The following is a 24778-nucleotide window of genomic DNA, read 5'->3' on the forward strand; positions in this document are numbered from 1 at the left end:
CTCAAAACGAAAAAAGGTGATACTGTTTTGAGTATCACCTTTGTTTTATCTAAATTATATGCTCTTACCTCCTTAATTTATTTCCTTTAAATTCTGGAGTTGCTGACATTTTTAAGTCCGCTTTATCACCATTTACATCCAATAACATGAATTCAGGATTGTCTTTGGTATAAGGTTTCCAAGCGCCACCATCTTTACCATTGGGATCTCCAAACTTGGCAAAGTTTGTCCAATAATCAACTATTTGATTAGCTAAAGCTTTATCACCAGATGTAAAAGGCCTCCAACTGTGCTTGAAAGAATTGAATACATACCATAAATCGGCTGAATGAAATGCGCCACTTTCATCTCCAGGCAATTGACGTTGGAACAAATAAGCATAAGTAGGTTTACTACTTTGCTCAGCTCTTAAAGCAGCAAAATCATTCACTGGTTTAGTCATATCACTTAAATCATTGGCAGTAAAACCAATCATATAGGGTATGTCTGGTATGTTATTAGCCAATGCTTCATCAGAAAATGTATTATTTAAGAAATAGCCATCAATAACTGGACTCCAGCCAACACGGGTTTTTGTGGTGTCTGCATATTTTTGAGACATACTTATGAGTTCATCAAAAGACAGCTTACGCATATCGTCTAAGGTTGATTTTTCAAAAAAGTCCATGAACTTTTTGTTATTCACTTGAGCTGTATCAAGTGGTGTTCCAGGTCTTGAACCTAAACCGCCACCACTCATGCTTATCGCTTTACTGATTAAGTTTTTTGACTGAGGAGACGCACATAACGACTGTACACTCCCTGCTCCGGCACTCTGACCAAATATGGTAATATTATTTGGGTCACCACCAAACTGTGCAATGTTTTTGTTAATCCATTTTAATGCTGCCGCTTGATCCATAAGTCCGTAATTACCTGAGACTCCATTAGGACTTTCAGCCGATAAAAGGGGGTGCGAAAAGAATCCCATCACTCCAAGACGATAGGTTACGGTTACTAAAATAACACCGCGCGATGCCCAATCTTCACCACCATCCATTTCTGGTTCAAAAGCAAAACCTTCACGATATCCACCACCATGTATCCACATAGCCACTGGAAGCTTTTCATCTAATTTACCAGCAGCTGGCGTCCAAACATTTAGATAAAGACAATCTTCACTAAACGGAACAGAACCACTAGCCTGCCATTCTTTACCGTAAAAACTTTCTGGATCCCATGTGAGTTGAGACGCAGCATCGCCATAAGCATCTGCAACTTTAACCCCTTCCCATGGAATAACGGGTTGTGGCTCTTTCCAACGCAAATCACCTACTGGCGGTGCAGCAAAAGGAATACCTTTGTAGGCAACAATGCCTTCGGTTGGTGTTAGCACACCTTGAATTTGACCACCTTCAATAGTTAATACAGGGTTTGAATCAGTTTTTTCTTTACATGACACAAATGCCAATGATAAAACTGCTAAAATGAGTAACGCTGATTTTTTCATAATAATTAGTTTAGTTTAGAATATATATTTAGTTTAAAAATGTGGTGAATCAAATATAACAATAAACAAAAGAATACCAATTATTTGGCATCATGCAAATAACATTTGAACATTATCCTTTCACATCCAATGCATCACGAAGCGCATTACCAATCAACATAAATGCCATTACCAAACTCATAATACAAAGTCCCGGTATAATAGCCAAAAAAGGTTTTCCTAAAATGATATAATTATAATGGTCTTTAATCATAGCACCCCAACTAGACATGGGTGGTTGGGCGCCAATACCTAAAAAACTCAATCCGCTTTCCACCAAAATGGCTGAAGCAAAATTAGCTGCTGAAATAACGATTACAGGCGCCATAATATTGGGCAAAATATGCTTTATTATAATTCTAAAATCGTTAAAACCCAAAGCTCTAGCGGCTGTTACGTATTGCATTTCCTTAACGCTTATTATTTGCCCTCTGACCACTCTCGCCACTTCAACCCACATGGTAAGCCCCACAGCTATAAATACCTGCCAAAAACCTTTTCCTAATGCCAATGTGATAGCAATGACCAATAATAATGTAGGTATAGACCACGTAACATTTATAACCCACATGATAAAAGCATCTATTTTTCCACCAAAATACCCTGCGATACTTCCCATGAAAATACCAATTACCAAAGATATAAATACGGCGACAAACCCAATAAAAAAAGAAATTCTAGCACCAACAAGCACTCGGCTCAACAAATCCCTGCCATATTTATCTGTGCCAAAAAGAAAGGTTTTTTGTTTTATAAAATCTTGAGGATTATTGTTTGAGAACACACTTAAAGATATTGCTTTTTCAATCCCTTTCAAACCATCGGATGCATATTCTGTATATGATAAAGTATCTTTGTTGATGGCGAAACTTGAAATAGGAATTTCTGTATCTGCGTTTTTTGTTCCAAAGAAAATTTTATCAAAAACATTTTGATCCAAATCCATCCCAGATGGAATTGTAAGCATAGAAACCGTAAATCCAGGCTTTTTGGAATGAATAGACAAATGCATTTGATTGGCATATTGCGAATTATCTGGAGCCAGTACATAAGCGAATACAGAAACCACCCCAACTAAAAGAATAAAGCAAAAACTAAAAACGCCCCAAAAGTTTTTTTTAAACTTTTGGAGCGCTAATTGTTTTAACGATTGTGATGTAAGACTCATGCTTTAGCTATTCTTTTACTTTAGCTACTTTTTTAATATTATACGATGTTTTTAAGTCTTGAAGAACATTTAAAGCTTCTTCAATATATACATCCTGACTTAAAGTAGCATGCCATCTGTCACGTTTTTCTTTTAGGCCGCCTGTATCATTCTTAAATAATTCTTTTTCGTATGCTGGTGATTCAAAAGTTAAATTCGTTTGATATTTGGCCATCTCATCAAAACGTTTTGATTCCTCATCATTTAAAGTTAACCTCTCTTTATATTTTGCATAATTTAAAGGAAAAACGGTTTCGTCAATTTGACTTTTCACCCATCTAGCATTATCTTCAATCAGCTTTAACTGGGTATTTTTAGCCATACGCTCATTACTTTTTCTAATTGTTTCTTCATAATCAAAATGATTGTCCCAAGTGGTATAGTCTGCTGAATCTATTTCATCCCATGGCAATGCATTCGATTTATCTTTTTCACCAACTTCAATAAAACTAAATTTATCCGGTACTTTCACATCGCTTTTAACACCTTCAAGCTGAACGGAACCACCACTTATTCTATAATATTTTTGTGTAGTTAATGCCAAAGCTCCTAAATCACCACTAGCATTATTTCTAACCAAATTATTAAGATTTAGTACATTTTGAACCGTCCCTTTCCCATAAGTTTGTTTACTACCTATAATAATGGCTCTTTTATAATCTTGCATAGCAGCAGCCATGATTTCGGAAGCCGAAGCCGATAATTCGTTTACTAAAATTACTAAAGGACCGTCCCAAGTGATGGACTTATCCCTGTCACTTAAAACTTCTTTGGGTTCTCCCGTAGAACGCACCTGTACAATAGGGCCATCTTTAATAAATAATCCAGCCATATCTACCACAGTTGGCAAAGATCCGCCACCGTTATCACGTAAATCCAATATAAGCCCTTGCATGCCTTCTGCTTTTAAATTCTCAATTTCACGTTTCACATCGGCAGCGGCATTTAATTTTTTATAGTCTTCAAAATCAACATAAAAAGAAGGTAGATTTATAACACCAAACTTAACACCATCTTTTTTAACTACTGAAGCTTTAGCGTAGGTTTCGTTTATTTCTACCACATCCCTAACCAAGGTAACATCTTTAATAGTACCATCTACTTTCTTAATAGTTAAAGTTACTTTGGTGTCCTTAGGCCCCTTAATATATTTAATGGCATCATTAATACGCATACCAACTAAATCTACAGGGAATTCTTCGTTTTCCTGTTTTACTTTTAAAATAACATCCTCTACTTCTAGTTCTTTACTTCGCCAAGCTGGACCACCAGAAATTAAACCTGTAATTTTAATATAGTCCATACGTTTTTGTAATTGAGCCCCAATACCTTCCAATTTACCAGACATACGTTCATCAAAATCTTCTTTGTTCTTAGGCGCTAGATAATAAGTATGAGGATCGAACTCTCCAACAATGGCATCAATGTATATAGCAAACCACTCTTCTCGTTTTACATCTTCTAAATTGTCATTAAAATAAATGTCCATAGATTTTAATGTTGCTTCTCGAGCCTCTTCTTCTATCTGGCTCTCAGTTTTCATGACATAGGATGCATCTTTTTCTTTTTTCTGTTTTTCTTCTGTGTAGATGTCATCATAATAGGATAATGCAGAGAATTTAAGCTGTTGCCTCCAACGCTCTTTCAACTCTTTCTTATTTTTTGCATACGGACTTTTCTCATAATCGGTATCAAATGCTTCTTCTTTGGAATAGTCAAAAGGCTCTGACAACACTTCACTGTACATTACTTTAGCTTCTGTAATACGCTGCATTAATCGCTCATGGGTAATATTGAAAAAAGTAATGTCCGACACTTTTAATTGATCATCAAGAGTCGTTTTAAATTTTTCAAAATCCTTATAATCAGATTCATAGAAATATCGTTTAGTAGGATCTAAACTTTCTAAAAAATTTGAAAACAATTCCTCAGAAAACGTATCGTCCATGGCTATGGGATCAAAATGTCCCTGTTGTAACACAAATGTAATTACCTGTACAAGCAACTTATCTTTATCAGGATCACTAAACGTTTTTGTTGTGAAACTGCAAGAAGCAAATGCTAGCAATAACAACAAGACTAAAGCTTTATAATTCCTTTTCAACATATTTTTCATAATTTTCATTCTATGCCTTTTTTATAAAAACGTAACTAATCTAATTTTAGTTTTTACAAAAATACATATTATATTTTTCACTAAAATAAAGAAAAAACCATGCCAATAAACTCATGCGCTACTAATTTTTTGTTAAACTAAACAAATTGAAACGTTAATCGGATTTTATGTAATTTAGCAACACTAAAAATTAAACCCTCATTATGGCAAAAAAACCACTTATTTTAGTTACCAATGACGATGGCATTAGCGCACCGGGCTTAAGAACTTTAATAAAAGTAATGAATACCCTTGGAGATGTTGTGGTAGTAGCTCCAGACAGTCCGCAAAGTGGCATGGGGCATGCCATAACCCTCGATTCCATGCTGTATGCGGAACGTGTAACTCTTGATGATGGACCGCAAAAAGAATATAGTTGCTCTGGAACACCAGCTGATTGTGTAAAACTCGCCATTAGAGAGATTTTAGACAGACGCCCAGATTTGTGCGTTTCGGGTATTAACCATGGCTCTAATTCCTCCATAAACGTCATATATTCCGGAACGATGAGTGCTGCCATTGAAGCTGGCATAGAAGGTATTCCAGCAATTGGATTTTCATTATTGGATTATGCTTGGAGTGCCAATTTTGAGGCTTGTAAAAACTTTGTAAAAACCATAACCGAAAATGCTTTAAAACAAGGACTGCCCAATGGGGTCGTTCTAAATGTGAACATTCCAAATCTTACTGAAAAACAAATTAAAGGCATTAAAGTTTGCAGACAAGCTAAGGCTAATTGGGTGGAAGAATTTGATAAACGTAAAAATCCGCAAGGAAAGGATTATTATTGGCTTTCAGGAAAGTTTGTAAATTTGGATGGCGGTGAAGATACTGATGAATGGGCTTTAGAAAATGGCTATGTATCTTTAGTGCCTGTACAGTTTGATTTAACAGCGCATCATTTTATACAAAATTTAAACTCTTGGGAATTAAATGATTAAAAAAAATATTTTTATCGGCATGTTAGTGGGGTTGATTGCCAATGCCATCGGATTGATTATTGTATCAACATTATTAGGGCAAGGTGATGATTTTATAACCGTCATTGAAAATGCCTCCAAAGAAGGTTTTTTAGGCAAACTAATTAGCCTTGGAGCTATTTTAAATTTAATCGCTTTCTTTATTTTTATAAAGAAAAAACAAGACTACAGAGCAAGGGGCGTTTTATTAATAACCATTTTAGTTGCTATTTTCACATTTGTATTTAAAATGCTATAATTATTTAATTAATGAAGTATTATATTATTGCAGGAGAAGCGTCGGGCGATTTACATGGCTCAAACCTAATGAAAGCATTACTAAAAGAAGATGTGAATGCTGATTTTAGGTTTTGGGGCGGTGACCTCATGCAACAAGTTGGTGGCTCTTTGGTTAAACACTATAAGGAACGTGCATTTATGGGGTTTGCCGAAGTCATTAAAAACCTTCCTAAAATCTATAAAGATATTTCGCTATGTAAAACGGATATTAGAAATTACAATCCCGATGTCATCATTTTTATTGATAATTCCGGATTTAATTTACGCATTGCGAAGTGGGCAAAGCAACAAAAATACAGAACCAATTATTATATTTCTCCTCAAGTATGGGCGTCTCGGGCTAGCAGAGTAAAAGCCATAAAACGGGATATTGATGCCATGTACGTTATTTTACCTTTCGTGGAAGCATTCTATAAAAAGTATGATTACAAAGTAACTTTTGTTGGCCACCCTTTAATTGATGCTATTGCCGATAGAACTCAAGTTGACGAATACGAATTTAGGGCTGCCCATGAATTAAACGAAAAACCCATTATTGCTCTATTACCGGGAAGCCGCAAACAGGAAATTAAGAATATGCTTTCTGTGATGCTAAGTTTGGTTGATAAATATCCAAATTACCAATTTGTTATAGCGGGTGCCCCTAGCCAAGATTTTGATTTTTATGCTCCATTTATTAAATCTCCAAACGTTAAGTTTATCGCTAATAAAACCTACGATTTGCTAAGTGTTTCAACAGCAGCTTTAGTGACTTCTGGCACCGCAACTTTAGAAACCGCTTTGTTTAAAGTGCCTCAAGTGGTTTGCTATAAAGGCAATAATATTTCTTATCAAATTGCCAAAAGAATAATAACCCTTAAGTTTATTTCGTTAGTGAATTTAATAATGGACAAAGAAGTGGTAAAAGAACTCATCCAAAATGAATTCAATTCCGAAAATTTAAAAAAGGAATTAGATATTATTCTTGACCCAAATGAACGAACCAAATTCTTTGTTAATTATTACGATTTAGAGAAAAAACTTGGTGGCAAAGGTGCCAGTGCAAAAACAGCTCATTTAATTTTTAAATCTTTACAAGCCTAATTTTAGCATGAATAAATTCATACTCTTTTTAATTATTATTTTTAGTTTAAGTAGTTGCAAATCTTCAAAACAAGCTATAAGCAAAAACCCAACTTCTTCAAAAATTGTTATTGGAACAAATTCCAATGAGGAAGTTTATACCGATAAATCCATTACAACAAAAAACGTCAATACAAGTTCAAAATCTGTCAACACCACAACTTCCAAAGCTTACAATATTGTTGAGTATGCCAAACAGTTTAAAGGTGTCCGATACAGATTTGGCGGTGCTACAAAAGCTGGAATGGATTGTTCTGGCTTAGTATTTGAATCTTTTAGAGCCCACGATATTATTCTTCCGAGAATTTCTAGGGACATGGCAAAAAATGGCGAAAAAATCCCATTAAGCAATGTTGGTATCGGTGATTTAGTGTTTTTTAAAACTGGGAACAGACGAGATGATATTAGCCATGTTGGATTGGTTGTCTCATCGGATGAGGATGGAAATATTGAATTTATTCACTCTACCACAAGCGCTGGTGTTATTGTATCTTCTATTACTGAAGATTATTGGGATAAGACATTTGTAGAAGCACGAAGAATTTTATAAGAAATTTTATATCTTTCGGTGAAATGAAGCTACTTAATTTCACCATAATAAAACTAACTATCTGCCTTATTACGGGCATACTCATTGGGTATTTTTTTGATTGGCCATTAACACGGACTTTGTACATTACCTCAGTACTTTTAATATTTTTATCCTTCTCTTTTTTAATTGCTAAAAAACAATTTTTAAAAACCATTTGGTTTGGTCTTTTTGCTTTTTTGACCATAATTTTTATAGGTATATTAACCATAAATGTACATGATGAAAAGAATTTTTCAAATCATTACACGCATTTTAATTCTGAAAATGATTCTTTAAAAACAATCACTTTTAGGGTTAAAGAAGTTTTAAAATCGAATGCTTATTACGATAAATACATTATAGAAATTTTAGAAATTGATAATTTAAGCGTCCGTGGAAAATTGCTACTCAACCTTCAAAAAGATTCCATTCAAATCCCCTTAAAAGTAGACGACATTCTTATTACAAAAACTGTTTTAAAAGATATTGACCCACCATTAAATCCCAATCAATTTGATTATAAAAAATTTTTAGATAAAAAATATATTTACCATCAGCTCTTTACCAACACACCATCACTTTTTAAAGTTGCATCTGAAAAAAATTCCTTTCTTGGTATAGCGAATAGCATTAGAAACCATATAAATTCAAAACTAAAAGCGTATCCATTTAATCCAGATGAACTTGCCATTATCAATGCTCTTTTATTAGGACAACGGCAAGACATCAGCGAAGAAGTTTACTCCAATTACACCAATGCCGGTGCCATACATATTTTAGCTGTTTCTGGATTACATATAGGTATCATTCTATTAATCTTAAGCTTCATATTAAAACCTTTAGAATCTTTTAAACATGGGAAACTTATAAAAACCATGTTGCTTATTTTCATGTTGTGGGGATTTGCCATCATTGCCGGACTCTCCGCATCTATATGCAGAGCCGCTACCATGTTTAGTATTGTGGCGATCGCCATGAATTTAAAAAGGCCAACGAGCATTTTCAACACCTTGTCAATATCCATATTTGTATTGCTCCTTATAAAACCCATGTTTTTATTCGATGTTGGTTTTCAATTAAGCTATTTAGCGGTTTTCTCCATTGTAATTATCGATCCTTTACTCTACAACTTATGGAAACCAAAAAATAAAATCATCGACTTTTATTGGCATACGTTAACCGTTACTGTGTCTGCACAATTTGGTATTTTACCTATAAGTTTATATTATTTCCATCAATTGCCGGGTTTATTTTTTATTTCCAATTTGGTGATTATACCTGTCCTAGGGGTTATTTTAGGTTTCGGCATCCTTATTATTTTTTTAGCCCTCTTTAATATGCTTCCCGTTTTTCTGGCAAAAACATATGGATATGCCATACAGTTAATGAATCGTTTTGTAAGTTGGATTTCTCATCAAGAACAATTTCTATTTAAAGACATCGCGTTTAGTCTCTTGTTTGTTTTCGCTTCATATTTATTAATTATTTCCTTGATACATTTTTGGAAAGAGAAACATTATAAAAATTATAGCCTCCTACTGATGGCTGTGTTGGTAATACAAAGTGCTTTCATATATACAAAATACAATAGCCCAGAAAACCAATTTATAATATTTCATAAAAGTAGATTTACCTTGGTTGGAAATGCATCACATAACGCCATTCATGCTGATAGTGATTTTGACAGCTTAACGTTTTCAAAGGACAGAATCATTAGGGATTATGTGGTTGGCAACCATATCAAAACCATTCAAAATAATTCGTTGAAACCAATTTATATGTTGAATAACAAAATACTCTTGGTAATTGATAGTTTGGGTGTTTATAATATTAAATCATTCCAACCAGATTATGTATTGCTAAGGCAATCACCACAAATAAATTTGAATAGATTGATAGATTCCATAAAACCAAAATATATTATTGCAGATGGTAGCAACTATAAATCGTATATAGAACATTGGGAAGCCATTTGCCAAAAAAGAAAGCTCCCTTTTCACCAAACAAGTAAAAAGGGAGCTTTTATTATTGATTATTAGACTTATTGACTTACCACAAATTGAGGCGTAAATGCTTTGTAGTAGGTATTGAATTTTTCTTGGGTATCAATGCTTTTATGATGATCCTGTTTAAACATTTTTAAATACAACTCCAATTGTGGAGGTGTTTGATAACCTCTAATTGGTGCTATAACATTTCCTTTTTCATCAAAAAACACAATAGTAGGATAGGCACTAATTTGAAGATAACTAGCTAATTGATGTGCAGAGTTACGGCTATTGGCCCGCGATGCATCATAATTAGGATTTTTAAATGTATTCCCGTTAAAAGTAATAACATCATTCCCTTCGCCATTAAATTTAACCGCATAATAGTTTTTATTCACATAATTGGCCACATCTTTATTTTGAAAGGTATTCTTATCTAACATCTTGCATGGTCCACACCAATTGGTGTAAACATCCATCATGATTTTTTTCGGAACTTTCTTTTGAAGTGCCACTGCTTCTTGAAGTGACATCCATTTTATTTCTTGTGAAAATCCTTTAACCGACATTAAAATGGTTAAAAGAAATATGTATTTTATATGTTTCATAAATAAATTTAATTACAAAATTTGTCTCGAAATTACAAAAAATGCTCTAAAAGTGCTTTTTTTTGATTTTATTTTAACTACTTTTCCGATTAACGGATACCGTGCATGAGTTTTTTAAATAATGGTGTTGTTAATAAAGCCACGCCACTAAGCACCAAAGAAATAATAGTTAATATCCAGAAAAATGTGCTTAAGCCTTTTTCTGCTGCTATAGTTTCCGAGTATTCACCAAACATACCTGCTAATTTCATACCTATGGCAACAGCTAAATACCAAATACCAAACATCATGGCAATCATTCGTCCCGGCACCAATTTACTTACATAAGATAAAGCGACAGGAGATATGCATAATTCGCCCATAGTGTGAAACAGATATACCAATATAAGCCAAATAATACTAACCGATGCAGTTTTTGCCCCCGGTGCAATCCCGCTAGCCCCAATGGCCACAGCTGCCATTCCTAAGCCTAACAATAACATGCCAATAGCATATTTACCATTGGCACTAGGATTATATTTACTTTCCCACCATCTTGAAAACAATGGTGCTAATGCAATAATGAATAAAGAATTCAATATAGAAAACCACGTAGCACCAATTTCAACAGCACTTTCTTTTGCCGTTACTATGGCTTGATTTTTATCGGACTCTTTAATATCATATCCAACATTATGTGTTATGAATAATTGTAACTCTGAACCTTCTCCATATGTCTGCAAATCATCCTTGCTAAGCTTTATGATTTTACTTTTTGTTTCTCCTTTAGAATTGGCAAAAACAACTTCAGCTTTATTAATTTGAACCCCTGCCCCAATTTTATCTTCTTTAAAAACCCTTGCTATTTTAGCTGAAAATAGTTCTCCCATTTCCACGTCGTTGGAATCAAAAAGCACATTATTTTTTACAACTTTATCTTTATTACTTTCTGAAATTGGATCATATAAGGAAATGGATTCGTTATCAATAATAGGTAATGGCTCTCCTTCATTAAATGATTTGGAAGTGACCACTTTTGCTGTTTCAATATCTCCATTATTATTAACATACTCGACAACGTATGATGAGGATTTAAAATCATTAGAAACTTTCCAAAGGGCAATACCCCAAACGATGATAAAACTAAAAGCTAAAATAATATTAGCCAAAGCAAACCTTTTAAAAGTTTGTTTAAACAATAAAATCAATACATACGTAATAATACCTAATGGAACAATGGTCATTAGAGAATCGACAATTTTAAAAATTAACCCCATATTTCCTTCAAGAATTCTTTGGGTATAATCTCTAGCAAATAACGTTAACGATCCTGGAGATTGTTCAAAAATGGCCCAAAAAAACATGGTGATGAATGCAAAAAAAACAATGGCCAACATCCTATCTCTTACAACGGGAATATACTTTGGTATTCTTAAAATTAAGAGCAAGATAAAAAGTCCTAAAGCTGTTAATATGATGACATTATTACCATCAAAACCATTAATATCAAAGCTGTAAAGATTTGTTGCACCTTCAGTAATTTTTGAAATTGGATCATTAAGTACCCATGTTAATCCTAAGAATGAAGACACGGCAATAATAGCCAATTCCAATTTTGTGAAAGGATTTAGTTTCCCCCCATTCGCTTCAGTTATTGATAATTCGCTTTCATTAGTTGTTTTCGCTTTTGGTTTTAAACCAATATCTCCAAATATATCTTGTGCTTTCCAGAATTGAAGCAACCCAAAAAACATAAAAATACCCGCAATACCAAATCCCCAACTCCAGCCTACTTTTTCGCCCAAATAACCACAAAGCATGATTCCAAAAAAAGCACCTGCGTTTACGCCCATATAAAATATGGTATAAGCACCATCTTTTTTTTCTGGTCTATCTTTATAAATTTCTGAAATTATGGAAGTCATATTCGGTTTAAAAAAACCACTTCCAAACACTAAAAAAGTAAGTCCTAAGTAGATGAAAAATGATGTTTCCAAAGCCATACACGCATGGCCAATAGTCATTAATAATGCCCCAACAACTACTGCCCACCTAAATCCTATAATTTTATCAGCAAAATAACCTCCCAACATGGTTGATAGATATACTAGTGATGTATATGTTCCGAAAATAGCCAAAGCATGCTCCTTTGGCCAACCCCAACCTTCATCTAAAAGTGAAGCAGTAAAAAATAGCACCAATAGCGCACGCATTCCATAATAAGAAAAACGCTCCCACATTTCGGTAAAAAATAAAACGAACAACCCAGACGGATGTCCTAAAACAGTGCTTTTAAAATATTGATCGGTTGTATTCTGACTCATGATATCTAGTGATTTAATTCTTTATCTACTCCGTGCATTAATTTTTTGATTATAGGTGAAAGAATTAATAATATTCCTCCAAAACCTATTCCTGTATAAAATAAATATTCGAAAAGTTTCAAGTAACTCTGTTTTGCCAAATTTAAGTCTGGAGCTGTTCCATTAGCTGTATCAACAGATGCTATATTTGCTAAAAGAGAGGCAATAAACTCTGAACTTGCTGTCGCCAAAAACCAAACTCCCATCATGAATCCCACAATTTTTATAGGCGACAATTTCGTGACTGCAGATAATCCAACCGGAGATAGACACAACTCGCCACAAGTGTGTAAAAAATAAGTTATTACTATCCAAAAAATAGCCACTTTACCCATTTCAGAGGCATTAATTCCCATAACCAATGCGCCAAAACCCAAACCAACCAGCATTAAGGCCGACGAAAATTTCACTGCTGTGTTCGGATTGTATTTACCAAGTTTAAGCCATAACCAAGCAAAAACTGGAGCAAGTAATATTATAAAAAGCGCATTCAAACTTAAAAATGTACCCGCTGCAATATTTCCCCTATCTAAAATTCGGTCAGCAAATAAATTCATAGAAGTGTATGCTTGCTCGAATAATGCCCAAAAAATTATCGTGAAAATAATCAGTATAGTTAGAGCTATTAAACGCTCCCTAGCTATTTTATCTAATTGTGTTACGGCATAATATACTATATAAATAAATGATATAGAACCTGCTATAATTAACAAATTTTGAACCACGCTGTGACTTTGCACCATTTGCCAAAGCAACAAGGTTGATAGCACACTTAAAATATAGATGAGCCATTCGTTTTTAATTCCTGCTGTTTTTTTTGATAACCATTCTATTGCATTTGATTCTCCTTTGCCTAACAAATATTTTCTTCCAGAAATAAATGTTATAAGTCCAAAAAACATACCAACGCCCGCGGCTCCAAACCCATAACTCCAACCATAAGTTTCACCTAACCAAACACATATAATGGTTGCCAAAAAAGACCCTAAATTAATTCCCATGTAAAATATGGTAAACCCTGAATCTCTGCGTTTATCACCCTCATGATACAATTCTCCTACCAAGGAAGAAATATTAGCTTTTAAAAATCCAACTCCTAAAATGATAAATGCTAATGACAAATAAAATACTTGAAGAGCAAAATCATCCCTTGCAATTTCTCCCGTTAAGCTTTGGGTGGCTGCATTTCCTTCATAAGCCATTCCAGCATGACCCAGAACCAACATAATACCCCCAAAAACTATGGCTTTTCTAAACCCTAAATATTTATCTGCAATAAAACCTCCAACAACTGGCATGGCATACACCAGCGCTGCATAACTTCCTATTAACAAGTTGCCATCAATGTCTGAAAACAAATGATATTTAGTTAGATAAAAAATCAAGAGCGCTTTCATTCCATAAAACGAAAAACGCTCCCACATTTCCGTAAAAAAGAGAATAAACAATCCTTTAGGATGCCCAAACAATTCTTTTTCATAAGGTTTCATCGTGGTTTCAGTCATAAAATAATTTCGATAAATTATGAATAATTACTTGTAATACTATGGAATATAAATTTTTAGCATTATAATAATCTCGTCAATTTCAAATAATCGTTGATGTATTATTAAAAGTTTTCAAGTTTACTAAAAATTATGCAAAAAAAGGCAATTTTAGTGGACAAATAAGTCAACTAAAACAAGATATTCCAATTTCATGTCAAGAATAGTATCTTTGTCCTGTAATAATGCTACTATGAGTAAAACTATTTCTGGTTTTTCTAAACTTTCTAAATCCGAAAAAATAAATTGGATTGTTGATACTTATTTTTCTAATTCTAAAGATGCCGAGCATATTTTAAAACAATATTGGAACTCTGACGAAAAACTGCAACAGCTTCATGATGAGTTTATTGAAAACACCATAACCAACTATTATCTTCCTTTTGGCGTAGCTCCTAATTTTTTAATTAATGATAGGTTTTACACCATTCCTATGGCTATTGAAGAAAGCTCGGTGGTGGCTGCAGCCAGTAAAGCTGCTAAATTTTGGATGGATAGAGGCGGTTTTAAAACTGAGGTTATTTCTACAACCAAAATTGGTCAGGTGCATTTTATGTATCACGGTAGAAAGGATATGTTGAACTCGTTTTTTATCTCTATAAAATCCAAGCTTATTGAAGATTGCAAACCCATTACCAAGAATATGGAATTACGTGGTGGTGGTATTATTAATATTGAACTCCGTGATAAAACTTCTGATATAAAAAATTATTATCAGTTACATGCTTCCTTTGAAACTTTGGATGCCATGGGAGCTAATTTTATCAACTCCTGCTTAGAGCAATTTGCTAAAACCATGAAGCGTGAAGCTTTATTATTTGATGATTTCACTGAAAAGGAAAAACAACTTGACATTGTGATGTGTATTTTATCCAACTATGTGCCAGATTGTTTAGTGCGTGCCGAAGTCAGTTGCAAAGTGGAAGATTTGAGCGATCATGATGCTTTTTCTGGAGAAGCATTTGCCGAAAAATTTCTTCAAGCTATAAAAATTGCTGAAGTAGAACCCTATCGTGCCGTAACCCATAATAAAGGCATTATGAATGGCATCGATGCGGTTGTTTTGGCAACTGGAAACGATTTTAGGGCTGTGGAAGCTGGCGTTCATGCATATGCTTCCAGAAACGGTAGCTACAGCAGCTTAACACATGCCACCATTGAAAACGGCTTCTTTACGTTTTGGTTGGAAATTCCGTTGGCATTAGGCACGGTTGGTGGATTAACCGGATTGCATCCTTTGGTTAAATTGGCCTTGGAAATGTTAGGTAAGCCAACAGCGAAAGAACTCATGCAAATTGTCGCTGTTGCTGGATTGGCACAAAATTTTGCCGCTTTACGTTCGCTTACTACCACAGGTATTCAGCAAGGACACATGAAAATGCATTTAATGAATATCTTAAATCAATTTCACGCCAATGATGCTGAAAAGGTTATTTTAATTGAACATTTTAAAACAAACACGGTTAGTTTTAGTGCTGTTTCCGATACCTTGGCGAATTTAAGAATGCGCATAGATGATTAATTTTTCAATATGAAAAATGAAACCTATTATAGCAACGGAAAACTTTTAATCTCAGGGGAATATCTTGTGCTAGATGGTGCTTTATCATTGGCTATTCCTACCATTTTCGGTCAATCATTATTAGTCGAAACTATTGATGAACCAAAAATTATTTGGAACAGTTTAGATGACAAAGGACATGTTTGGTTTGAAGATGTATTTTTAATTGAACAGATTGCTGTGTCGATGCCTAGCAATGATATTTCAAAAAGACTTTTTCAAATATTAAATACCGCTAAACAACTTAATCCGAATTTTTTAAATACCAAAAATGGATTTAAAATTACGACATCCCTAACATTCCCTAAAGATTGGGGATTGGGCACCTCATCTACCTTAATAAATAATATCGCCAATTGGGCAAAAGTTGATGCTTATACACTTTTAGAAAAAACGTTTGGAGGTAGTGGGTATGATATTGCTTGCGCACAATATAAACACCCTATTTCTTATCAGTTAGTAAATGGCAAGCCATTAGTGAATACCGCTGAATTTAATCCATCATTTAAGGAACATATTTACTTTGTGTATTTGAATAAAAAGCAAAACAGCAGGGAAGGGATTTCAAAATATAAAGATAATCGTAACAATATAAAGTCCTCTATTAGTGAAATTAATAAGATAACAACTCACATGATTTCCTGTAAATCATTAGATGATTTTGATAATTTGATTCTTGAACACGAACATATCATTTCGAAGATTATAAAACAACAACCCATAAAAACCATTTTATTTGCTGATTTTAACGGGCACATAAAAAGTCTAGGTGCTTGGGGAGGCGATTTTGTAATGGTGACCAGTAAAACCAATCCAACTGCCTATTTTAAAGCCAAAGGATTTGAAACTATTATCCCTTATGATAATATGGTTCTAAAAAATAATCCATAAAAAAAGCCTCATTAAATGAGGCTTTTTTATATGCTTTTTATGTTGTTTTATTGGACTTGTGTTTTAGCTCTATTATCTTCAATCTCTGCCGCTTCTTTTAGGGCATCGTATAATTTTGAAGACACAACATTTACTTTTTGTTGCTCCACTCTATTAGCGGCTGCTTGGTAATTATCTAATTTAGCTGCTGGTTCAACTTTAGTTACTTGAAGCATGTAAACACCAAAATCTCCCGCAATTAATTTAGACGTTTGACCTTGCTTCAAACCAAATGCAGTGCCTACTACCAATGGTTCTCTTCCTGCTCCAGTAATGGTTGGATTTTTCATATTGATGGCAGATGCTGTTTTTACTGTAGTCTTCTCTGCAGTTGCTAAAGCCTCTAAACTAGTAGCTTTTGCTCTATTTTTAATGATTTCAGCTTTCTTCTCTTTTCTTATAATTGGTGAAACGGTGGCACTAGCTTGATCTGCGCTCATAGTCCCTTCTTCATGTTTTGCAACCAATTGTACAATGGCATAACCATTAGGGATACTGAATCGTTTAACCTCTCCAATTTTAGCTTCCTCACTAAAAGCCCAACGCACTATAGGTCTTTGACTGCCAATTCCAGGAATGTTTTCATCTAAAATTTTAATACCATTTACAGGACGCACAATATATTTACTCTCTTTAGCTACAGCATCAAAATCTTTTTTCCCAATAGCAATTTCAAAATTTGATGCGTTTCTAAATACAGCATCTATGGTTTCTTCTGAAGGTTCTATTTTCTTTGCAATGGTTGCTACTTGCATGGCTTTACCTTGACCTTTTTGACCTAAAACTTCCATAATATGGAACCCAAAAGCTGTTTTAACAACTCCTAAATCCCCTGTCTTTCCATCAAATTCAAAATCATTAAATTCTGAAACCATGCTATTATATGGATGCCAATCATACTCACCTCCATTTTCAACACTTCCTAAATCAGAGGAATGTTCTTTTACCAATTCCGGAAATTTAGAACGGTCTTTTTTCACAATGCTTAGTAAACTATCAGCAAAAACTTTCGCTTGTTGTTCTGATCTTGTTACGCTAGCATCTGCACTTGCAGAACCTAAATACGGAATTAATATATGTCTTACTTTGGCAGAATCTGGCACTTGTTTTACTGCAATTAGTTTAGATACTTTAAAATAACCATTATCCTTATAAGGGCCATAAACTTGGCCTACACTTAAATTAAAAATACTATCTGCGGCTACCGCTGGCAATGAAGATTTAAATATAAAACGTTCATCAAATTTAATATCGGAATTAGCATTTACATAGTCCCCATTGTCAGTAGCATTTAAAAATCCTGGCACAGTTTCACTGGCCTTAAGACCTTCATTATATTCTTCTCTGTCGTTTAATAAGGCTTTAAGTTGTTCTTTAAGAACATTTTCATCTTCCACACTAGCTTCTTCTTTAAACTCTACATATTTAATATCTGCAGAAGCTTCAACTTGGTATTGTTTTTCATGCTTTTTTATATAATCTGAAATTTCAGATTTAGAAACAGGAACGGAACTATCATCAACTGATGAATATGGAATTTGAACAAATTTTATATCTATTTTATTGCCTTCTAACTTATGGTCTAATTCACCTTCGGCAAGTGTACCAGTTAAACCAGCTTTAACCATGTTAAAGTAATTTTGTTGCAAAGCACTAAATGCCAAAGTCTTTTCGTAGTTAACCCAACCTTGATAACCTTCTTGGGAGGTTTCCTTTAAATTAGCAATATATTCATTTAACTTACTTTCGTCAAACAAACCAGCTTCGTTTAAAAAGTCAGGACTACTTCCTAAGGCTGTTTTTAAAACATCACGCATTTGATCTTTTTCAACGGTCATGCCCAATTTTTCAAACTGGGTTTCCATAATAGCTTTTCTTACTTCTTGATCCCAAATACTGTTGATAACTTGGTTATTGGTTGCACTTGCACCAGCTTGTCTTTGGGCAGCTTCCACTTTTTGTAAAAAGTCGTCTCTAGTAACGTCTTTCCCATTTATAACACCAACGGTATTTTGGGCTTTAGCTGATAGTGCACTACCATTTTTAAATAAATCGGCTAAAACAAATGCAAATAATGCCAATGCAATAATGATTATTAAAAAAAGCGAACGTTGTCTGATTTTATTTAAAACTGCCATCTGTCATTTAAATTTTTATAAAATCCTTTTTTGGATTTAAGGTGTTGAAATCAATTAAAATTGAAAAATTTGTGTAACTATTTTATTATTTTTTTAATTTGAAAAAAATACAGTGCGCGAAAATAGCATTTTCTATTTAATAATAAAAGCAGAAAGGCGCATTAATTATGCAATGTTTTTGGAAATCAATCTTCTTCTAAAATTTTAAGTTCTACCAAATCAATTTTAGTGTTTGATGCTTCTAAAATTGTAAACTGAAAAATGTCGTTTATAACGATTATTTCGCCTTGAAGGGGTATTTCTTCTGTCTCATTAACAATCATTCCACCAATGGTATCGTAATTTTCACTTTCCGGTAAATCGATTTTATAAGTTCCATTAATATATTCAACTTCCAAACGGGCTGATAGTTTATATAAATCAGCCTCTATTTTTTCTTCAATTAAGTCAATGCTATCATGTTCATCTTCAATCTCACCAAATAATTCTTCTACAATATCTTCCACAGTCATAATACCTGAAGTTCCTCCATATTCATCTAAAACCACAGCAATACTTCTATGCTTTTTTATTAAAATATTAAGCACTTCGTGAATAAAAACCGTTCCTGGAACAAACTCAACTGGAACCAATACCGATTTTATGGTTTTTGGTTTTTTAAACAATTCGAAAGAATGTACATATCCTAAAATTTCGTCAATAGTATCTTTATAAACTAAGATTTTTGTACAACCTGTTTCAGTAAAAAGCTCATTTAACGTTTTGATACTATCATTGATTTCTACAGCGATTATCTCGGTTCTGGGCACCATAATGTCTCTTGCTTTTAGTTCAGAGAATTCTAAGGCATTTTGAAATATTTGAATTTCAGTATCCATTTCTTCATGTTCTTCAACAAACTCCATTTGCTCGCTTATATAATTGCCCAATTCTACTTTTGTAAATGCAAATTGTATTTGATCGCCTTCTGTTTTGAATACATGTTTTAAAACAAAGTCTGATATCCAAATAATAAAATCTGATAAAAACGTAAATAACACATAGAATACATAAGCAGGAACAGCCAATAATTTAAGCAATGAATTGGAATAAATTTGAAAAAATACTTTAGGTAAAAATTCAGAAGTAATTAAAATAAGCAAGGTTGATAAAACGGTTTGCGTTAATAAACTTAAATCGTTTAGCATATAATTTAAAAACCCAGAAGACGTTGGCAACATGGATTGAAACCAACTTACCAACAAATCTCCCATAAAAAATCCATAAATAACCAGTGCTATATTATTGCCAATAAGCATGGTTGTAATAAATTTTGAAGGTTTGGCAGTAATTTTGGTTAATATTTTAGCCAAAATACCTTCCTGTTTTTTCTCAATTTCAATATGAATTTTATTGGAAGATATGTAGGCAATCTCCATGCCTGAAAAAAAAGCGGAAAGAATTAATGTTAAAATGATAATTAAAACATAAATACTCATTTATTTTGAATCGTTTTTATTATCATATTTTTTAATAAATCTTCTTCTAAAGAAAAATATAAAAATAGCTAATCCTGCCAATAATAAAGAGATATACGATTTACTATGCCCCCAATTAATAATCGCATCATATAAAAAAAGACCTGCAAAAATTAAATAGGCATATTGAAAAAACTTGGAAAATTGCATGAGTGATATTTTTTTGTAGCGTAAAGATACTAAAAAATGACTTTCCTTAAATGAAGTCATTTTATTTAAGACTTATTCATCAACAGTAATAAGTCCATCTGCTTCTATAATCTCTACATTTGTAAATTTAGAATCCGAATCAAACCCAGCACTATTTATTTTATCAAATCCCATTTTAAAAATTGCAGGTTTGTTGGTAAACAACCATTCTTTATCTTGGTCGTAATATAATTGCTCAGCAAATAAGGTGTCATTTTTATAGGTTGACAACTTTACGTTCCCTTGCAAGTCTAAAAGGTCTGTATATGAATATGAAATGGCATAATCAGCCACCACAACGGTTTTATTGTTTTCTTCATCAAAAACCTCTAAATAAATACCTTCTGGAAACTCAGTAAAGGGAAAATCCCTATTGGAATAATCTAACATTTTAGAGCTAATTAGAATGGCTTTCACCCTGCCGGAATCGGTATATTTTAAATTAAATGTATCTGCAATTCCAATGGGTTCATTTTCTGAAATCCCAATTTTTTGGACTTCCTTAAAGTTGTCCTTGCATGAAAAAAACATAGTCACAGTAAATACTGTGACTATGCTTAAAATAGTATGTTTTTGTAAAAATTGCATTTATAGTTTTGGAACGGTAACTGAAGCTCCAATCCAACATCCAATATTAATAGTCTGACCCTCATTTCCTGCAGTGAATATATCAGATTTAGAAGGCGCTCTACCTATATAACCTTCTACATATTTTGCGCCTGCACCGCCTGCTTTTCTAGCCTCCTCTGCTGCTAACCAATATACGGCTCTTTTATTAAATTGTGTGTCGCCACAATCATTAGCACTAGCCGCATACATAGCAGCAATCAATAAATGAGGGTTCAAGTTTGAAGGGTTAAATTTTAAAGCATTTCTATAATAACCTCTTGCCTGTGCATACCTACCTTTGGCTTTAAGTTTAGAACCAATTAAGCTATATAATTTGGCCTTTTTAAAGTTATCTGTTTCTAGGCTTATCGCTTGCTCATAAAATTCAATAGCTTCATTAGATTTATTCTCTTTATCTTTTAATATGCCCAAGAAATATGCAGAGTTAGCCGATGGGCTCAACTCATGGTATGCATTAACAATTGCAAAGTATAAAGGACTATCTGTACATTCTTTCTCAGACATTTTACCAGCAGCTCTTTGTAACCAAAGGGCATTTGTTTTATTTTGCTCAAACCCTTTTTCATATAAAGGAACTAAGTTTTCACAATTAGCTCTCTCACCTAATTTTTGATCAATACCTGCAGAAATCAAATCGTAGTTAGCTAAATTGCTCTCATACGAGGCTTTGTATTGCTCTTCCCTACCTGTTAATGCTGTGCCTGCCTCTTGCTTATTAATAAGTTCATTTAGCTTTTCAGAAAAATTCTTAACCTCTTCTTCAATTTTCTCTACAATATCATCATATTTATTAAATAAATCCTCAGCTGGTTTTGTACCCGCATCATATAAATCTACCATTAACGAAAAGTAAGTGTATAAGCTTTGTGGATGAGTAAATGTTGCTTTATCTGCTTTATAAGCCGCATCAAAACAATCATATAACTCAGCATTTGTCTTACCTAATGCATCTTTATATTCATACATTAATTGGCATCCTTTTGCTGCATACTGGCCTTTTGGTGTATCGTTAGGAAAATGTTCTCCTCTTTCTTCCCAAAGCTTTACAAGATCATTTATAAAAGCTACTTTTTCAGCTCCTGAAGATTTTTCAATTTTATCTTGAAGAATACTTTCTCCATAAACATAAATTCCTCTGTGAAATTTAGGGTTTCGTTGCCTTAACTCCATAAATGGTTTGTATGCTGCTTCAAAATTCTTTGTTTTGGTATAGTCGGCCATCAAAGATAAAGTAACCATATCTTCTTCATTCTGCTGAGAGAAACCTATATTAAACCCTAAAAAGAGTAATGCGAATAATAATGTAATGTTCTGTTTCATGATATTAAATTTATACTATAATTGTTTGTTAGTCATATTTACTTCTTCTAAACCATCTATCGTTCAAAGATAAACTTATTTGAAAGTTTATAAAATTCTCTTGTATTAAATTACTATTAGTTGTACCACGTTTACCAATTTCAAAACCTAAGTTTGCATTAGAGAACATACTACCTACTGGTATGCCTACTCCAAAAGATATGCCAAACTCATTAATTGATTCGTTATTTATATTTAAACCTGTTTTTTCATAATGCAAACCACCCCTATAAACCAATCGTTTAAAATAACTTGACATGGAAGTCTCGTAAGAAGTGTAATCTGGTATATAAAACCCTCCCAAAGAATAAGAGTAGCTATCTTCGTAAGTTGTACCGTTATTACTATATAACGCATTGTAAAAATTACTAGTATTTTGAGAAGCAAATTCTGCTCCCACAAACCATTTTCTAACTTCCCCAATACCAAAACCAAATGAAAACTTAGATGGCAGCACTAAATCTGTTTCCTGAAGTCCCAACTGGTTTAAATCAACATCTATGGTATTATTTACAAATTCTTGCCCTGTAGAGGATGATATTGTAATGGTTGAGAAAGACCGTTCGTTGCTTGATGTTAAACTACTTTGTGGTGTATATGTTATTCCGCTAACCAACTCTAATTTATTATTTAACATAGTTTTATACGACAAACCTAAATTAATATTTAGCCCACTTAAATCGGATCTATTATTTTCCCTAGATTGATTTAACACAGGAATTCCTTCGCTATCGTAAAGAAATTCAATATTGTTATTTTGAATACTCCCAAAATTATAATGGGCATCAATACCTATACTGAATCCCTTTTTTATTAAATATCCTAAACCAAAGTAAACTTTATTTAAACCGCCTTGCCCACTAAATCTGTTTGAAATATCACCGTTACCATTTAAAGATTCCAATCTGTAACCTACAGACGTATAAGGCAAAAGCCCTAAGCCTAAACCAAATCTCCCAATAGGTAGGGACATTGCTAAATAATCAAATGATGTTGTTGCCGAATTGTCGCTACCGCTATCGCTCTTTAACCCAATACTAGAATAGCTTCCTCCAACAGTGAATTTAACTGGTCTACTTTCACCATCAAAAGGATATAAACTTACATTATCCGTCGCATAAGATGCCGGGTTTCTTAAGTTTACATGAATACTGTCTGTATAAATACTTAAACCTCCCATGCTTCGTTCTTCTACTGTGCCCTTAAACTTTAAACTACCAATTCCATAAAATGAATAAGGTGATGCTGTACCGCGCTGTTGCGCATAAGATTGAAATGTTGAAACCGCAATAAAAACTAATACCAGTTTTTTAATCATTAGTTTGAATTAAATTGTAAAATATAGTTCAGTCCCTCCAAAAGAAAATTGGAGTTGGCAAATATGCTACTTTTTAATTGTTTAGACAAGAAATTAGCATCACCACCTGTTAAAATAACTGTTAAATCTGAATATTTTTCTTGGTATGCTTCAATATTTCCATCAATTTCTTTTAAAACACCATTGATAACCCCTGAATGTATTGAATTATTTGTAGAGCTTCCAATGATATTTTTGGGCATTTCTTTTTCTAACAAAGGTAAATTAGCTGTAAAATTATTCAACGATTTATAACGCATTGAAATTCCTGGAGAAATAGCACCGCCTAAATAGGCGTTTTTAGCAGTTACAAAATCATAGGTTATACAGGTCCCTGCATCAATAATAAGCACATTGTTACTTGGAAAATGCATAATTGCAGCAGAAACCAATGCTATTCTATCTAGACCCAAGGTGTTTGGAGTATCGTAAAGATTAATAAAAGGTACTGCCGTTTTATAATTTAACTCCAACAAATCAAAGTTTTTTCTAATATACTCCAGATCTTTTTCTTTTAATTTTCCAACGGATGCTATGATAGCTTTCTCAATAGGATTGTATTCTTTCCTTAAAATATCTATATGTTTTACAATAACATCTAGTTTAATATTCTTTTTAACCACCAACTCACTACCTTGAAATACAGCCAGTTTTACAAAAGAATTACCAATATCAATTATTAAATTCATCTTTAAAAATAAAGCCATAAAAATACAAAACCATCAAACAATAATTTATCGTTAATCAAAATATTATTCAAATAGCAAATGGTG

The 24778-nt window shown here is 33.3% G+C and carries 19 protein-coding genes; 7 read left to right on the forward strand and 12 right to left on the reverse strand.

What is annotated here, in order from left to right; translation table 11 throughout:
* Positions 1-64 precede the first annotated feature (64 nt).
* From CDH50_RS01215 to CDH50_RS01225, 3 genes are all read right to left on the reverse strand, one after another.
* Entirely contained in the window at positions 65-1489 is a 1425-nt protein-coding gene (locus tag CDH50_RS01215) for a carboxylesterase/lipase family protein (protein ID WP_100610066.1), read from the reverse strand.
* A gap of 112 nt (positions 1490-1601) precedes the next feature.
* Positions 1602-2696: an ABC transporter permease gene (locus tag CDH50_RS01220; protein ID WP_100610067.1), complete on the reverse strand. Its 1095-nt coding sequence runs from the start codon at positions 2694-2696 to the stop codon at positions 1602-1604.
* 7 nt (positions 2697-2703) lie between these two features.
* Entirely contained in the window at positions 2704-4860 is a 2157-nt protein-coding gene (locus CDH50_RS01225; RefSeq protein ID WP_232731932.1) for a carboxy terminal-processing peptidase, read from the reverse strand.
* Positions 4861-5054: 194 nt separating this feature from the next.
* Here CDH50_RS01225 and surE point away from each other — a divergent pair, with 194 nt between their 5' ends.
* The 5 genes from surE to CDH50_RS01250 are packed head-to-tail and all read left to right on the forward strand — an operon-like array spanning position 5055 to position 9881.
* Positions 5055-5831, forward strand: coding sequence for a 5'/3'-nucleotidase SurE (gene surE, locus CDH50_RS01230; protein ID WP_100610068.1), 777 nt, complete (start codon positions 5055-5057; stop codon positions 5829-5831).
* A complete protein-coding gene (locus CDH50_RS01235) occupies positions 5824-6108 on the forward strand; it encodes a hypothetical protein (protein ID WP_100610069.1) in 285 nt (94 codons plus the stop codon). Before surE ends, CDH50_RS01235 begins: the two co-directional genes overlap by 8 nt.
* Positions 6109-6119: 11 nt before the next feature.
* Positions 6120-7232, forward strand: a complete 1113-nt coding sequence (gene lpxB / locus CDH50_RS01240) for a lipid-A-disaccharide synthase (protein WP_100610070.1) — start codon at positions 6120-6122, stop codon at positions 7230-7232.
* Positions 7233-7239: 7 nt separating this feature from the next.
* Entirely contained in the window at positions 7240-7821 is a 582-nt protein-coding gene (locus tag CDH50_RS01245; RefSeq protein WP_100610071.1) for a C40 family peptidase, read from the forward strand.
* Between the two features lie 23 nt (positions 7822-7844).
* Positions 7845-9881 (forward strand): ComEC/Rec2 family competence protein, encoded by a 2037-nt coding sequence (locus tag CDH50_RS01250; RefSeq protein WP_100610072.1) that lies wholly within the window; start codon positions 7845-7847, stop codon positions 9879-9881.
* 2 nt (positions 9882-9883) lie between these two features.
* Here the strand turns inward: CDH50_RS01250 and CDH50_RS01255 are convergent, their stop codons facing one another.
* From CDH50_RS01255 to CDH50_RS01265, 3 genes are all read right to left on the reverse strand, one after another.
* On the reverse strand, positions 9884-10438 hold the full coding sequence (locus tag CDH50_RS01255) for a thioredoxin family protein (RefSeq protein ID WP_100610073.1): 555 nt from the start codon (positions 10436-10438) through the stop codon (positions 9884-9886).
* An 89-nt stretch (positions 10439-10527) separates the two neighbouring features.
* Complete coding sequence (locus tag CDH50_RS01260) at positions 10528-12741, reverse strand: oligopeptide:H+ symporter (RefSeq protein ID WP_100610074.1); 2214 nt, start codon at positions 12739-12741, stop codon at positions 10528-10530.
* Positions 12742-12746: 5 nt separating this feature from the next.
* The gene (locus tag CDH50_RS01265; RefSeq protein WP_232731933.1) at positions 12747-14285 is read right to left on the reverse strand and encodes a peptide MFS transporter; all 1539 of its coding nucleotides are present in this window, start codon (positions 14283-14285) and stop codon (positions 12747-12749) included.
* Between the two features lie 232 nt (positions 14286-14517).
* Here CDH50_RS01265 and CDH50_RS01270 point away from each other — a divergent pair, with 232 nt between their 5' ends.
* Positions 14518-15846 (forward strand): hydroxymethylglutaryl-CoA reductase, degradative, encoded by a 1329-nt coding sequence (locus tag CDH50_RS01270; RefSeq protein WP_100610075.1) that lies wholly within the window; start codon positions 14518-14520, stop codon positions 15844-15846.
* Positions 15847-15855: 9 nt separating this feature from the next.
* Positions 15856-16776, forward strand: coding sequence for a GYDIA family GHMP kinase (locus tag CDH50_RS01275; RefSeq protein WP_100610076.1), 921 nt, complete (start codon positions 15856-15858; stop codon positions 16774-16776).
* A 47-nt stretch (positions 16777-16823) separates the two neighbouring features.
* Here CDH50_RS01275 and CDH50_RS01280 read toward each other — a convergent pair whose 3' ends face one another.
* The 6 genes from CDH50_RS01280 to CDH50_RS01310 all read right to left on the reverse strand — a co-directional run bounded on the left by CDH50_RS01280 (position 16824) and on the right by CDH50_RS01310 (position 24694).
* Entirely contained in the window at positions 16824-18953 is a 2130-nt protein-coding gene (locus tag CDH50_RS01280; protein ID WP_100610077.1) for a SurA N-terminal domain-containing protein, read from the reverse strand.
* Positions 18954-19138: 185 nt separating this feature from the next.
* Positions 19139-20431, reverse strand: a complete 1293-nt coding sequence (locus CDH50_RS01285; RefSeq protein WP_100610078.1) for a hemolysin family protein — start codon at positions 20429-20431, stop codon at positions 19139-19141.
* Positions 20432-20692: 261 nt separating this feature from the next.
* A complete protein-coding gene (gene lptC, locus CDH50_RS01295) occupies positions 20693-21247 on the reverse strand; it encodes an LPS export ABC transporter periplasmic protein LptC (RefSeq protein ID WP_100610080.1) in 555 nt (184 codons plus the stop codon).
* Positions 21248-22609 (reverse strand): hypothetical protein, encoded by a 1362-nt coding sequence (locus tag CDH50_RS01300; RefSeq protein ID WP_100610081.1) that lies wholly within the window; start codon positions 22607-22609, stop codon positions 21248-21250.
* Between the two features lie 28 nt (positions 22610-22637).
* Entirely contained in the window at positions 22638-23966 is a 1329-nt protein-coding gene (locus CDH50_RS01305) for a hypothetical protein (protein ID WP_100610082.1), read from the reverse strand.
* Complete coding sequence (locus tag CDH50_RS01310) at positions 23966-24694, reverse strand: type III pantothenate kinase (protein WP_100610566.1); 729 nt, start codon at positions 24692-24694, stop codon at positions 23966-23968. The genes CDH50_RS01305 and CDH50_RS01310 overlap by 1 nt, the downstream gene beginning before the upstream one ends.
* Between the last annotated feature and the right edge of the window lie 84 nt (positions 24695-24778).

This window comes from Confluentibacter lentus, assembly GCF_002806995.1.
GTDB classification, from domain to species: domain Bacteria; phylum Bacteroidota; class Bacteroidia; order Flavobacteriales; family Flavobacteriaceae; genus Confluentibacter; species Confluentibacter lentus.